The organism is Amycolatopsis sp. NPDC023774, from assembly GCF_040639695.1.
GTDB lineage: Bacteria > Actinomycetota > Actinomycetes > Mycobacteriales > Pseudonocardiaceae > Amycolatopsis.
In genome coordinates this window covers 336,701-350,578 of sequence record NZ_JBFAAJ010000002.1, presented here as the reverse complement: position 1 = coordinate 350,578, position 13,878 = coordinate 336,701, and the positions used below count along the sequence as shown (strand labels likewise).

At 72.3% G+C, this 13,878-nt stretch carries 10 protein-coding genes; 1 reads left to right on the top strand and 9 read right to left on the bottom strand.

The genetic code is table 11. The annotated features are described in order from the left end of the window. Nucleotides 1-182 precede the first annotated feature (182 nt). Nucleotides 183-4,343, top strand: coding sequence for a carboxypeptidase regulatory-like domain-containing protein (locus AB0F91_RS07675; protein ID WP_360595702.1), 4,161 nt, complete (start codon nt 183-185; stop codon nt 4,341-4,343). A 69-nt stretch (nt 4,344-4,412) separates the two neighbouring features. Here AB0F91_RS07675 and AB0F91_RS07670 read toward each other — a convergent pair whose 3' ends face one another. Genes AB0F91_RS07670 through AB0F91_RS07630 form a run of 9 tightly spaced genes read right to left on the bottom strand, consistent with a single transcriptional unit; the run spans nt 4,413 to nt 13,877 of the window. After that, complete coding sequence (locus AB0F91_RS07670) at nt 4,413-5,579, bottom strand: acyl-CoA dehydrogenase family protein (protein ID WP_360595700.1); 1,167 nt, start codon at nt 5,577-5,579, stop codon at nt 4,413-4,415. A gap of 51 nt (nt 5,580-5,630) precedes the next feature. Further along, nucleotides 5,631-6,287, bottom strand: coding sequence for a GntR family transcriptional regulator (locus AB0F91_RS07665; protein WP_360595699.1), 657 nt, complete (start codon nt 6,285-6,287; stop codon nt 5,631-5,633). Beyond that, nucleotides 6,280-8,514, bottom strand: coding sequence for a penicillin acylase family protein (locus AB0F91_RS07660; RefSeq protein ID WP_360595697.1), 2,235 nt, complete (start codon nt 8,512-8,514; stop codon nt 6,280-6,282). Before AB0F91_RS07660 ends, AB0F91_RS07665 begins: the two co-directional genes overlap by 8 nt. Beyond that, nucleotides 8,511-9,476, bottom strand: coding sequence for an oligopeptide/dipeptide ABC transporter ATP-binding protein (locus AB0F91_RS07655; protein ID WP_360595695.1), 966 nt, complete (start codon nt 9,474-9,476; stop codon nt 8,511-8,513). The genes AB0F91_RS07660 and AB0F91_RS07655 overlap by 4 nt, the downstream gene beginning before the upstream one ends. Continuing rightward, nucleotides 9,476-10,429 (bottom strand): ABC transporter ATP-binding protein, encoded by a 954-nt coding sequence (locus AB0F91_RS07650; protein ID WP_360595694.1) that lies wholly within the window; start codon nt 10,427-10,429, stop codon nt 9,476-9,478. Before AB0F91_RS07650 ends, AB0F91_RS07655 begins: the two co-directional genes overlap by 1 nt. Further along, nucleotides 10,422-11,267 (bottom strand): polysaccharide deacetylase family protein, encoded by an 846-nt coding sequence (locus AB0F91_RS07645; RefSeq protein ID WP_360595693.1) that lies wholly within the window; start codon nt 11,265-11,267, stop codon nt 10,422-10,424. The genes AB0F91_RS07650 and AB0F91_RS07645 overlap by 8 nt, the downstream gene beginning before the upstream one ends. Then, nucleotides 11,264-12,040 carry an SDR family oxidoreductase gene (locus AB0F91_RS07640; RefSeq protein ID WP_360595691.1) on the bottom strand — a complete coding sequence of 259 codons (777 nt, stop codon included), beginning with the start codon at nt 12,038-12,040 and terminating at the stop codon, nt 11,264-11,266. Before AB0F91_RS07640 ends, AB0F91_RS07645 begins: the two co-directional genes overlap by 4 nt. Continuing rightward, nucleotides 12,037-12,891 (bottom strand): ABC transporter permease, encoded by an 855-nt coding sequence (locus AB0F91_RS07635; RefSeq protein WP_360595689.1) that lies wholly within the window; start codon nt 12,889-12,891, stop codon nt 12,037-12,039. The genes AB0F91_RS07640 and AB0F91_RS07635 overlap by 4 nt, the downstream gene beginning before the upstream one ends. Next, on the bottom strand, nt 12,888-13,877 hold the full coding sequence (locus tag AB0F91_RS07630) for an ABC transporter permease (RefSeq protein WP_360595688.1): 990 nt from the start codon (nt 13,875-13,877) through the stop codon (nt 12,888-12,890). Before AB0F91_RS07630 ends, AB0F91_RS07635 begins: the two co-directional genes overlap by 4 nt. Between the last annotated feature and the right edge of the window lies 1 nt (nt 13,878).

Below are 13,878 nucleotides of genomic sequence, written 5' to 3'. Positions count from 1 at the left end.
GGACGGCACCGTGGCACCCAGGCCCGGCGCGGGAACCGATCCCCACCCCTCCACCGCGGATCCCGCCGACGCCGCACCGGCGCCCGGCGCACGGTCCGACCGGGCAGCCGACGAAGGCAGGCGCGACCTGCCCGCGGGGTACGAACCCCTGTGACTGCCCGGGCGAACGGAAAGGTCATCTCTTGAGAGTCCCCCGGGTGCGCCTGCTGGCGCTCATCCTCCCGGTGCTGGCCGGCCTTGCGCTGGTCGTCGGCACCACCCAACCCGCCACGACACAACCGCAACCGTCCGCGAACGCACTGGTCACCGCCGGGCAGGCGGTGCTCGACGCGGCCCACACCTCCGGTGACGCGAAGCCCGTCGCCGCCGACACGGCGACCCGGACCGCCACCGGCAAGTCCGCCGCGAAGGCGCCCAAGGCGCTCTACGCCCCGACCGGCTGCAACCCCGCCAAGCCGAAGCCGCACACCGTCACGTGCAACTCGCTGTTCAAGGCGGGCACGGACCTGCGCCCGCTGACCAGCAACACCGGCCCGCTGCCGGACTCGCTCGGCCCGGCCGACATCAAAGCCGCCTACGACCTCCCCGACGGCGGCGCGGGCAAGACCGTCGCCATCATCGACGCGCTCGGCGACTCCCACGCCGAGGCCGATCTCGCCGTGTACCGCGCGCAGTACGGCCTCCCGCCGTGCACCACGGACAACGGCTGCTTCCGGAAGGTGGACCAGACCGGCGGCGTGAACTACCCGGCCGACGACGACGGCTGGGCGCAGGAGACCGCACTCGACCTCGACGCTGTCTCGGCTGCCTGCCCCGCCTGCCATATCCTGGTCGTTGAGGGCGCTTCCACGAGCCCGTACGACATCGTGGTCGGCGTGGACACCGCCGTGCGCCTGGGCGCGAAGTTCATCTCCAACTCCTACGGCATCGACGGGGAGGACCCCGAACAGGGCACGCTCGACTCCCACTACACCGTGCCGGGCGTCGCGATGGTCGCCTCGACCGGTGACCACGCCTACGGCCTGCAGGACTGGCCCGCCGCGAACCCGAACGTGGTCGCCGCCGGCGGCACGAACCTCTACCGCGACCCGGCGAACCCGCGCGGCTGGAGCGAGCAGGCCTGGTCCGACGCCGGCTCCGGCTGCTCCCCGTACGAGCCGAAGCCCGAGTACCAGCAGGAGCTCGCCACCGGCTGCGCGAACCGCGCCATCGCCGACGTCTCCGCCGTCGCCGACCCGGCGAGCGGCTTCGCGATCTACGACTCCGGCAAGTCCGGCGGCTGGGGCCAGGTGGGCGGCACAAGCCTGTCGTCGCCGCTGATCGCCTCGATGTTCGCCCTCGCCGGCGACCCACGGCCGGGCACGAACCCCGCGACCTACGCCTACTTCAACCACGGCAACGACCTCTACGACGTCACCGAGGGCACCAACGGCTCGTGCGGCGGGGTGCTGTGCACCGCCGGGCCGGGCTGGGACGGCCCGACCGGCCTCGGCTCGCCCCACGGCGTCGCCACCCTCGCCTACACCCCCCAAGGCACGGTGGCCGGCCATGTCCGTGACACCGCGGGCACGCCGATCGCCGGCGCCACGGTGACCGCCACCGGCAAGGGCACCGGCAACGTCTACCACGCCACGACCGACGCCCAGGGCGCCTACCACCTGGCTGTGGCCGCCGACTCCTATCAGGTCGCGGTCACGCGCTTCGGTTACGAGAACGGCAGCAGTGAACTGTCCATCGTGGACGGTCAGGCCGCGACCTCCGACTACGCCGTCACCAAGATCGCCACGCAGGCCGTGTCGGGCACCGTGACCGACGGCTCCGGCCACGGCTGGCCGCTGTACGCGAAGATCACCGTCGACGGCTACCCCGGCGGCGCGATCTACACCGACCCGTTCTCCGGCAAGTACAGCGTCGACCTGCCGCAGGGCGCCGCCTACCAGCTGCACGTCTCGGCGGTGCAGCCCGGTTACCAGCCGATCGACAAGCAGGTGAGCGTCACCGATTCGGGCGTGCGGCAAAACTTCACGGCCGCCGCGGACCCGAAGGCGTGCAGCGCGCTCGGCTACGGCCACGCCGCGCTGACGCACTTCGACGGCTGGCTCGGCACCACCCCGAAGGACGGGTGGACCGTGACGAACGTCGACCCCGCCTCGACGGGCTGGACGTTCGACAACGGCATCGAGCTGTTCAACTTCATCAGCAGCGGCAACTACGCGCTCGCCAGCCCGATCACCCGCGACGGCAAGGCGGAGGACACCACGTTCCTCTCGCCAGTCCTCGATCTGACCGGCGACGACGCCCCGGTGCTGTCATTCGGCGGCGTGTACGTGCCGGACGGGAACAGTGCGTTCGACGCCGATCTGTCGCTCGACGGCGGTGCCACATGGAGCCCGCTGGCACACCACACCACCGACCTTGTGCAAACGCAGGTGTCCATCCCGCTGCCGCAGGCCGCGGGCAAGGACTCCGTGCGCGTGCGGTTCCACTTCCAGGGTGCCGGGAACTCGCTCGCGGAGCTCGACGACGTGGTCGTCGGTTCGTGCACGGCCGGCGACGGCGGCCTGGTCGCCGGTGTGGTCACCGACGCCAACAACGGCCGGCCACTCAACGACGTCACGGTGGCCGACTCTTCCGCCGCGGCCCGCTCCGCGGTCAGCTCGCCCACGCCCGACGACGCCGCGCTGGCGGACGGTTTCTACGAGCTGTTCGACACCACCGGTGCGCACCAGTACACGGCGAGCCTGCCGCGCTACTCGTCACCGGCGCTGTCGACGACAACCGGCCTGAACTCCGTGGCCCGCCTGGACGTCAAGCTCAAGGCCGGGCAGCTGGCGGTCGGTTCGACCGCGCTGGCCGTGAGCAAGACGATGGGCCAGGTCGCGAACCAGACGGTGAACCTCACCAACACCGGCACGGCACCGGTGCACGTGTCGCTCGGCGAGCACGTCACTGGATTCACCGGGGTCGACCCGTCGGCGGCGGCCGGCTGGCAGCCGCTCGCGAACGTCCCGGAGTTCACCTACGAAAGCGCACTCGGCGGTTACCAGGGCAAGATCTACAGCGCGGGCGGCATGCCCATGCACATGCTCTCGCCCTCGGCCCGCAGCTACGTGTACGACCCGGTCACCGCCGCGTGGTCGCCGATCGCGGACATGCCGGAGCCGGTGATGCGTGGTGCGGCGGCGTTCCTGAACGGTTCGCTGTACGTCGTCGGCGGGGCCGGGATGCCCGGCGTCCTGTCCACGACGTACGCCTACCACCCGCAGACGAACACCTGGTCGCGGCTGGCAGATCTGCCGGCGAAGGTCTATGGCGGCACCGCCGCCACGCTCGGCGGGAAGCTGTACGTGGTCGGCGGCTGCGCGAGCGTGTGCGGCAAGGACCCGGTGAAGACGGCGTTCGTCTACGACCCGGTGCGCAACGCCTGGTCGGCACTGCCCGACTACCCGGAGGCCGAGAGCGACGCGGCCTGCGCCGGTATCCACGGTGAGATCGTGTGCGCCGGCGGGTACGTCGGTGGCGTCACGAACATCAAGTCGACCTACGTGTTCAAGCCGGGCAGCGCCGCGTGGACGAAGGTGGCCGACGCGCCGTACGAGGTCTCCCAGATGGCCTACAGCGGGGCGAACGGCCGCCTGCAGCTCGCCGGTGGCGAAACCGGCACCGGCTCGGTCGTCTCCCAGGCCGGCGAGACCGCGCACACCATCGAGTACGACCCGGTGAGCGACAAGTGGTCGTCGCTGCCGGACCTGCCGCAGGAGTACTACGGCGGCGGGCGCGGGGCGTGTGCGCTCTACCAGGTCGGTTCGTTCGTGCCGGCGCTGCGCACCACGGCGATGCTGCCGGGCTACGACCAGTGCGGTGACGACGACGCCGGCTGGCTCTCCGAAGGCAGCACCGAGCTGGATCTCGCACCCGGCGCCACCGCGAAGGTCGCGGTGACCGTCGACTCCGGCAAGGTCACGCAGCCCGGCAAGTACACGGCGACGATCGCGCTCGACACCGACTCGCCCTACGCGGTGGCGGCCCTGCCCGTCACGCTGCAGGCCGCGGCCCCCAAAGCCTGGGGTGAGCTTTCGGGCACGGTCACCGACGCCGCGTCGGGCGCCCCGGTGTCCGACGCCACGGTGCAGGTCTGCACGATGGTCCACAATGGAGTGTGCGGGCAGGTCTCGTACACCCTCAAGACCGACGCGCAGGGCCACTACCGGCTGTGGCTGGACAAGGGCTACAACCCGCTGATGGTCACCGTCGCCGCCAACGGGTACCAGCCGCAGTTCCGGCAGGTGAAGGTGATGGCGGGCACGGCCACGGTGAACGACGTGGCCTTGCCGAAGATCTAGGCGCGGCCAGGAAAACCGAAGCGGTCCCACCCGGCATTCCCCGGGTGGGACCGCCTCGGCGGGTCGGTCTCAGTACGACTTGGGCAGCCCGAGCACGTGGGTGGAGACGTAGTTCAGCACCATCTCCTGGCTCACCGGCGCGATCCGCAGCAGGCGGGCCTCGCGGAAGTACCGCTCGACGTGGTACTCCTTCGCGTAGCCCATGCCGCCGAGGGTCTGCATCGCGCGGTCGGCGGCCTGGAACCCCGCGTCGGCGCAGAGCCACTTGGCCATGTTGGCCTCGCGCCCGCACGACAGGCCCTGGTCGTAGCGCCAGGCGGCGTTGCGGGCCATGAGCGCGGCGGCGTCGAGGCGGGTCTGGGCTTCGGCGAGGGGGAAGGCGATGCCCTGGTTCTGCCCGATCGGCCGGTCGAACACGATGCGCTCGCGCGCGTAGGCCACGGCGCGGTCCACGGCGGCGCGGCCGAGGCCGAGGGCTTCATGGGCGAGCAGGATGCGTTCGGGGTTCAGGCCGTCGAGCAGGTAGCGGAAGCCCTGGCCTTCCTCGCCGATGCGAGCCGACGCGGGCACGCGCAGGTCGTCGATCGCGACCTCGTAGGAGCTGACCGCGTTGCGGCCCATCTTCGGGATCGCGTTCAGCGTCATGGCTTCGAGATCGACGTCCACGAGGAACAACGACATGCCGTCGGTGGGCCGCGCGACGTCCTCGAGCGGGGTGGTGCGCGCGATGAGCACCATCTTCTGCGACTGGCCGGCCTTGGTGATCCAGACCTTGCGGCCGTTGATCACGTAGCCGTCTCCCTCGCGGCGGGCGAAGGTGCGGATGCGCGTGGTGTCGGTGCCGGCGTCGGGTTCGGTGACGCCGAAGCAGACGTGCAACGAGCCGTCGGCCGCGCGGGGGAGGATCTCCTCCCGCAGGGCGGCGCTGCCGTGTTTCACGATGGTGTTGAGGCCGAAGATCGTGAGGTGCATGGTGCTGCACCCGTTCATCCCGGCGCCGGACGCGGCGACTTCTTCCAGGAGCAGCGCGGCTTCGAAGATGCCGAGCCCGCCGCCGCCGTACTCCTCGGGGATCGCGATGCCGAGCCAGCCCGCGTCGGCGAACGCGGTGTAGAAATCCCACGGGAACTCACCCTCGGCGTCGCAGCGCGCCCAGTACTCGTCGGGGAACTTCGCCGCCAGCTCGCGGGCGCCGCGGCGCAGTGCTTCCTGGTCTTCGGTCAGCCCGAAGTCCACGTGCTCCACCTCCGTGTGTCGTTGTGACGGCAGTTGTCATTCGGGCAGTGTTTATTCAGGCAGCGCCGACTCCAGCGCCCTGATGACCTGGGCCACGTGCCGGCGCGTCGCCTGTTCCGCGGCCGCCGTGTCGCCGGAGCGCAGCGCGTCCAGGATCTCCCCGTGCTCGTCGAGGCTCGCCTCGGGCCGGCCGGGCACGGTGATCGTCACGTTCTGCCCCAGCTGCAGCTGCGCGCCGAGCAGGTCGGCGATGGCCAGCAGGCGGCGGTTGGCCGAACCCTGCCAGATCAGGGCGTGGAACTCGCGGTCGAGCTCGGCGTAGCGCGGCACGTCGCCGGCGGCCAGGGCCGCGTGCTGGCCCTCGACGAGGTCGGCCAGCCGGGCGAGCAGCTCGACCGGTTGCGTGCGGGCGATGTCCCGCGCGGCGAGGGTGTCCACCGCGGAGCGCAACTCGTAGATGTCGCGCATGTCCGCGACCGTCAGCTCGGCCACGAAGTACCCCGAGTGCCGGCGGGCCACGAGGAACCCCTCGCGTTCGAGGATGGCCAGCGCGGCCTTGACCGGCGTCGGCGAGATGCCGAGGCGCTCGGTCAGCGGCCGCACCGTCACCCGCTCGCCGGGCAGCAGCTGCCGATCCAGCACGGCCTCGCGGATCGCCCGGTACGCGGTGCGGACCAGGCTGGCCGGTTCGGGGGGCTGATCAGTCACCGGGTCGAGGCTCCTCGATCGTGGCTGCGTCTGTGGTGGTTGCGTCCGCTGTGGTCGCGGGCGGGTGCATCGGGACGAGCTCGTGTCGCTGCCACGCGACCAGCTGGTCAGAATAGTGCGCCGAACCGGGCAAGCCCGACGCTCCGCCCGGAATCACCCAGCCGGAGGCGTCGAGATCGGCCAGATCGAGCACCTGGCGGTAGACCGACAGGTTGGTGATGTCGAACCGCCCGCCGGGAGCCCAGCCGTAGGCGCCGTTCTGGATCGTCTCGTTGTCCCCGCCGACGCCGACGGCCGGCGGGTCGAATTCCGCGCCGACAACGGGGTGCAGCGGGTGCTTCGCCGCGGTCTGGTGGACCTCGCCCCACGGCCGCAGGCCGGTCTCCGCCACGCGGCGCCAGGCCGCGGCCAGTGCGTCTGCGAGCAGGTCGTCGCCGAGGCGCTCGGCAGGCCACCCGTCCTCACACGGCCAGGTCAGGCTCGCGAACCAGCGGCGCAGCACCACCGGCATGCCCGGCAGCCCGCACTTCATCAGCCACGCCCGCGCGTCCGCGCCGATCTCGGCGTCGAGCACGCGCGCGGCGACCTCACGGCGGAAGCACGCGTGCACGAGCCCCGTGGTCTCGTCCGGTCCGAGTTCCCCCTGGCCGGCCACGATCGCGGCGCGGGCCGCTTCCGCGTCTGCGGAAAAAGCACCGTACGGGCCGCGCCCGTCGAGCAGCTGCGCCCAGCGCCGGGCCGCGACCGACGTCGTGTCGCCTTGCCACGCGCGCATGTCGCCGGCCGTCGCAGGGCCGGCCGCGGCGGCCAGTTCGTGGATGCGCTCGGAGCGGTAGGAGTCGTTGACGGCGTGGGAGATGACCGGGTGCGTGGCGGCCGTGACCGTGTTGTTCGACGTGACGATGAGGTCTTCCGGCGGGTCCTCCGTCCGCGGCATCTCGCCGAACAGCACGCGGCCGCGCCAGCGGTGCGCGGGCTCCCAGCCGGGCACCGGCAGCTGGGTCGCCGCGTGGTTGCCGCGCGCCGGGAGCTGCCCGCGCAGCAGGTAACCGAGGTGCCCGTCGACGTCGGCGGCCAGGAGGTTGTTGACCGGGTCGACCCAGCCGTCCTGCGCGTCGAGCAGCGCGGGCACTCCCGCGGCGAGCAGCATCCGGCGCAGCACGCCAAACTGCTCGCACGCGCCGTCGGTGGCCGTCCAGCGCAGCGACAGGGCCGCGCCACTCGCCGGATCGCCGTGCACGACGGGACCGTTCGGGGTCAGCCAGCAGCGTTCGACGCGGTCCTCGCCGTCGCGGACCCGGATGGCCTCGTCGCGCACGGACGCGTCCGCCCAGCCGTCGGCCGTGCGCACCTGCTCGCCGCGGAAGTGCTCCACGTAGAGATCCTGCGCGTCGGCGGCGGCGTTCGTGATCGCCCAGCCGACGCGCCCGTTGTGGCCGAAGTGCGGGAAGCCCGGGAGCCCGGGGAACGTCGCGCCGGACACCGTGAACGCCGGGCAGCGCACGTGGGCCTGCCAGTAGGTGTTGGGCACGTCCAGCGCGCGGTGGGAGTCGTTGACCAGCAACGGTTTCCCGCTCGCGGTGCGACTTGGGCCGAGGACCCACGCGTTGGACCCGCCCTCGGACTCGCTCAGGAACCCGAGGTGCTCGGCCGCCGCCTCGACGTCGGCGCGGGCCTGCTCGAACAGGTTCGCGCGGGCCTCGTCGACCCGGCCCAGCGGCGGCACCGTCACGCGCATGCCCGGCAACGGCCGCGGGTCCAGCTTCGCGGCCGCCTCGGTGCCGGCTGTCGCACGCAGCACGGCGCGGGCGATCTTGTACTGCCACACGCCCATCAGCACGTGGCGGATCTTGAACATCAGCAAGGAGTCGCGGGGCGTCCACGGTTCCCAGCCGATGCCGCCACGCTCGTGCTCGACGCCGGTGCCGTGCTCGGCGACGTGGGCGTTGACACCCGCCGCGTAGTGCTCGAACGTCGCGAGCGTGGCGGGGTCCATGGCCGCCAGGTCGCGCTCGGCGGCGTCGGCCAGGCGCAGCCGGCGTGCGAGCCGGTCGGCGGGCACGGCCGGCTCGCCCACGACCTCGGCCCAACGGCCGGCCGCACGGCGGCGGTCGTACTCCAGCTGCCACAGCCGGTCCTCGGCGGCCGCGCGCCCGAGCTCGAACCACGCCTGGTCCTCGGTTTCCGCCACCACCGAAGGGATTCCGTACGCGTCGCGAGTGATCATGCGGCCCCGACCCGCGCGGTCTCGGCGTAGTGGCACGCCGCGGCGCGCGTGTCCGCGAGCGGCCGCAGTGCGGGATCCTCGCTGCGACACCGGTCCGTGGCCAGCGGGCAGCGCGGGGCGAACGAGCAACCGCCCGAGTGCGTCAGCGCACTCGTGGCCTCGCCGAACTGCTCCACCGGCTCCTGCCGTTCGTGGTCGCGCACGCGCGGCCGCGGCGCGGCGGCGAGCAGCAGCTGCGTGTACGGGTGGCGCGGATCGGCGAACAGCTCCTCGGTCTCGCCCTCCTCCACGATCCGGCCGAGGTACATCACGGCCACGCGGTGGGCCAGGTGGCGCACCAGCGCGAGGTCGTGGCTGATGAACAGGTACGTGATGCCGCGCTCGTCCTGCAGGCGCCGCAACAGGTTCACCACCTGCGCCTGCACCGAGACGTCCAAAGCGGACACCGGCTCGTCGCACACGAGGAACTCCGGGTCGAGCGCGATGGCCCGCGCGATCGCCACGCGCTGGCGCTGCCCGCCCGAGAGCTCGTGCGGGTACCGCTGCGCGAGCTCCGGCGCGAGGGTGACGGCTTGGAGCAGCTCCCGCACGCGCGCGTCGAGATCACCGCGGAAGTGGTGCACGCGCAGGGGTTCCGAGACGATCTGCCCGACGGTCATGCGACCGTTGAGGGAGTCGTACGGGTCCTGGAACACCGGCTGCATCGTGCGCCGCAGCTCGCGCAGCTGCTTCTTGCCGATCGAGTGCACCGCCTGCCCGGCGACCTCGACGCTGCCTTCGTCGGGGCGTTCCAGCGCGAGCAGCAGCCGCCCGGTGGTCGACTTCCCGCAACCGGACTCGCCGACGAGCGCCAGCGTGGTGCCGCGCTCGATGCGCAGGCCGACGCCGTCGACGGCCGCGACCGTGCCGCCCCGGACCGGGTACTGCTTCACCAGTCCTTCCGCGACAACGAGATCCGTCATCACGCGACCTCCTGCTGTGATCCGGTGTGCGGGTGGAAGCACGCGACCCCGTCGTCGAGGGCGGGTGCGGTGCGGCACGTGTCGTCGGCGCGTTCGCAGCGCGGGCGGAACGGGCAGCCTTCGAGCACCGCGCCGACGGCGGGGACCTGCCCGGGGATGGTGGGCAGTTCCCCGGCCGCCGGGCGGTCGGGATCGGGCACGGAGCGCAGCAATGCCGCGGTGTAGGGGTGGCGCGGGGTTTCGAGGACCTCGCGCACGGTGCCGGTCTCCACGACCTTCCCCGCGTACATCACCGCGACGCGGTCGGCGATGTCGGCGACTACACCCATGTCGTGCGTGATGAACAGCAGCGCCGTGTCCCGCGTGCGTTCCCGCAGCAGCGCGAGGACCTGGGCCTGCACGGTCACGTCGAGCGCCGTGGTGGGCTCGTCCGCGATGAGCAGCTCGGGGCTGCCCGCCAGCGCGATCGAGATCATCACGCGCTGGCGCATGCCGCCGGACAGCTCGTGCGGCATCTGCCGGGCTCGCGCCGCGGCGTCGGTGATGCCCACGGACTCCATGAGCTCCACGGCCTGACGCAGCCGGGCCGAGCGCCGCATCGGCGTGTGGATGGCCAGCACCTCGGCGATCTGCGTGCCGATCCGCGTGGTCGGGTTCAGCGAGCTCATCGGGTCCTGGAAGATCATCGCCGCGCGGGTGCCGCGCAGGCGCCGCAGCTCGCGTTCGCCGCGGCCGATGAGCTCCGTGCCGCCCAGCGTCGCCGACCCCGTCACCTGCGCGGCGGCGGGTTCGAGGCCGAGCAGCGACAACGCGGTGAGGCTCTTGCCGCAGCCGGATTCCCCGACCACGGCGAGCGTTTCGCCGCGGCCGACGGCGAGGTCGACCCCGCGCACGGCTTCCCGGCCGGCACCGAACGACACCTTCAGGTCCTGTATTTCCAGCAGCTCAGTCATGACCGGGCCTGCCCAACTCTTCGAGGGGGACTTCGAATCCGGCGGCGTGCTCGCGGTGGTGCGCAGCGAGCTCCCCGGCGCATGCGGTGGTCAGCTCGTCGTCGGCGACGACGGAGGCGAGCAGCGCTTCCAGCGCGGCCACGCGGGCGGGCCGGCCCGACAGCCACGGGTGGACGGTGACCATGCACAACGACCCGAGCTTCCTGGCCGCCGCGATCTCGGCGGCCCAGCCGGCCAGCACCTCCGGCGTGGTCGCGGGCGGCCGCGGATCCCCGCCGACGTAGCGGTAGTAGGGCGCGTCGTCGGTGGCCCAGTCGACGGGGACCTCCACGACGTCGTCGACGAGGTAGGGCCGGTCGTCGCCCATCAGCGAACTGTCGTAGGTCAGGCCGAGCTCGTGCAGGACTCCGAACACGTCGGTGGTCATGTCCCAGCTGGGGGAGCGGTAGCCGACCGGCCGTTCGCCGGTGATCGCGGTGAGCGTGTCCGCGGCGCGGGCCAGCGTGCGGCGCAGCTCGTCGCGCGTCAGGCCCGTCGGCGCTTCGTGGCACCAGCCGTGCAGGGCCAGCTCGTGCCCGCGGGCGTGGACCTCGGCGACCTGCTTCGGGTAGCGGTCGGCGATCCAGCCCGGCACGAAGACCGTCGCCCGCAGGTGCAGGTTGTCCATCATGGACAGCAGGTTGTGGATCCCGCGCCGCGGCCCGTAGCGCCGCTGCTCCAGCTCACCGACAGAGGCGGGCGGGTTTTCCCGGGTGCGCCACAGGTGGGGTGATTCGCCGTCGAAGTCGAGGGTGAAGCACACGGCCGCGCGGGCGCCGCCGGGCCAGGGGTAGGTCACAACGCACCTGCCGAGGGGGTGAAGTCGCCGGCGGTGCGGCCGCCGTCGACGTCGAGTGTGGTGCCGGTGACGAACGACGCGGCGCCGGAGCACAGCCAGAGGATCGCCGACGGTGCGTCGCCCGGCCCGGACGTGCGCCCGAGCGGGATCGCCCGGCGCATCTTGGCGACGTGCTCCTCGGGCAGTTCGCTGACCTCGCTTCCGGGCGCGAAGCCCGGGCCCACGCTGTTGACGCGGATCCCGGATTCGCCCGTCTCGAGGGCGAGCGACCGGGTGAGCATCTCCAGCGCCGCCTTGCTCGCGGAGTAGACGCCGCCGGTGCGCGTCGGCCGTTTCGCCGCGCCGGAGGACAGGTTGACGATGCAGCCCTGCGTGCCGGTCGCGGTCATCGTCGCGATCACGTGCCGCGCCAGCTGGTAGGGCGCGAGGACGTTGACGGCGAAGATCGTCTCCACCGTCTTTCGCTCGGTGGTGGCAACCGGTGTGCGCGGGTAGATGCCGGCGTTGTTGACGAGGATGTCGGCCGTCGGCCAGCGCTCGTCGATCGCCGCGATCAGCTCGTCGACGCCGGCGCCGGTGGTCAAGTCGGCCACCGCCGCGTGCGCGCCCAGCCGGTTCGCCAGCTCCCGCACCGGCTCGGACCGGTTGTCGGACAGCAACAACTCGGCGCCTTCGGCGTGGAACGCCTCGGCCGTCCACGTGCCGATCAGTCCGGCCGCGCCCGTGATGACCACGCGCTTGCCGGTGAACTCGCCTCGGTAGTCGGGGATCATGCGGTCTGCCTCGCCATCCTGCGCAGCAGCCGCGGGCGCGGCAGCTCGGCGCGTTTCGCCGGGTCCAGTCGGTCGCGCGCCGCGTCGCCCAGCAGGTTCACGGCCAGCACGAGCAGGAACAACGCGATGCCCGGGAAGGTCGCGAGCCACCACGCCGACGCGATGTACTGCTGGCCGTCGGAGAGGATCGAGCCCCACGACGCGGTGGGCGGCTGCACGCCGAGGCCCAGGAACGACAGCGAGGCCTCGTAGATCACCATCAGGCCCAGCTCCAGCGTGGCGACCACAATGGACACCGGCAGCACCTCGGGCAGCACGTGGCGCACCACGATCCACCACGCGGGCGCGCCCGTCGCCGTGGCGGCGCGGACGAACCCGCGGCCGCGGGCCTGCAACGTCGCGGAGTGGGCGACGCGGGCGTAGCGCGGCCAGCGCACGAGCGCCAGGCACACCACCACGTTGAGCAGGCTCGGCCCGAGCACCGCGACCACGAGGATGGCCAGCAGGAAGAACGGCACAGACAGCACGATGTCGACCACGCGCATGATCACCGCACCGACCCAGCCGCCGCGCCAGCCCGCGAGCACGCCAAGTGCGACGCCGACGACGCCGCCGGCCACGACGGCGCCGATCGCCACGAGCAGCGAGACCTGCGTGCCGTAGATGACGCGGGATGCCACGTCGCGCCCGAGCGCGTCGGTGCCGAGCCAGTGGTGCGCGCCCGGGGGCAGCAGCCGCTGCGCGAGCGTGACCTTGTCCGGGTCGAACGGCGCCAGCAGCGGCGCGAACACGGCGGCCAGCACGTAGATCGCCAGCACGACCAGGGGGATGACGATCGCGCGCCGCTTCACGCCGCACCTCCGTTGCCACCGGTGGCGACGCGCCGGTCGATCACGCCGTAGAACAGGTCCGTGAGCAGGTTGATCACGATGTACACCGCCGAGGCGAACAGCACGATCGCCTGCACCACCGGGAAGTCACGCGCCGACACCGACTGGATCGTCAGCTGGCCGATGCCCGGCCACGCGAAGATCACCTCGGTCACCACCGCGCCGCCGAGCAGGTTGGCCAGCTCCAGCGCGGCGACCGTGAGCACCGGGATCGCGCTGTTGCGGGCGAGGTGGCGCAGCACCAGTCGCGTGGTGCTCGCGCCCTTGGCCCGTGCGGTGCGCACGTAGTCCTGCGACAGCTGTTCCAGCACCGCGCCGCGCGTCACGCGGGCGATCGCCGCCGCCGAAAGCGAGGCGAGCGTGACGGCGGGCAGCAGCAGGGAAAGCGGTCCGTCGTACCCGGTGGACGGCAGCCAGCGCAGCGCCACCGAGAACACGAGCACGAGCAGCAGCCCGGTCCAGAACGCGGGCATCGCCTGTCCGATGAGGACGATCGGCATCAGCACGCGTTCCTGCCAGCGGCCGCGTTTGAGCGCCGTGATGACCCCGATCACCACGCCGAACACCACCGACAGGATGAGCGCGGCCACCGCGAGGTTGGCGGTGTAGGGCAGCCGCTCGGCGATCAGCGCCGTCGCGGGCCGGTTCTGCACGTACGAGTACCCGAGGTCCCCGCGCACGGCGTTGCCGAGAAACGAAAGGTACTGGTGCCACAGGGAATCGCTCAGTCCGAGCTGCTCGCGCACCCGCTCGATGTCGCCCGCCGTGGCGCCCTCGGGCACGAGCAGCCGCGCCGGGTCGCCGGAGAGGCGCAGCGCGAAGAACACGATGGTGGTCACGCCGAACAGCGCGAGCACGGCCTGGCCCAGCCGGCCCGCGACGTACCGCGGGGTGGCCGGCAGGATCCTCGTCCGCCTCCGGCGGGCCGACACTGCGATCGCCGTCATG

Coding starts and splice junctions, on each gene's coding strand:
- AB0F91_RS07660 (WP_360595697.1), bottom strand. CDS start 8,514: ATGATCACTCGCGACGCGTACGGAATCCCTTCGGTGGTGGCGGAAACC.
- AB0F91_RS07655 (WP_360595695.1), bottom strand. CDS start 9,476: ATGACGGATCTCGTTGTCGCGGAAGGACTGGTGAAGCAGTACCCGGTC.
- AB0F91_RS07650 (WP_360595694.1), bottom strand. CDS start 10,429: ATGACTGAGCTGCTGGAAATACAGGACCTGAAGGTGTCGTTCGGTGCC.
- AB0F91_RS07640 (WP_360595691.1), bottom strand. CDS start 12,040: ATGATCCCCGACTACCGAGGCGAGTTCACCGGCAAGCGCGTGGTCATC.
- AB0F91_RS07630 (WP_360595688.1), bottom strand. CDS start 13,877: ATGACGGCGATCGCAGTGTCGGCCCGCCGGAGGCGGACGAGGATCCTG.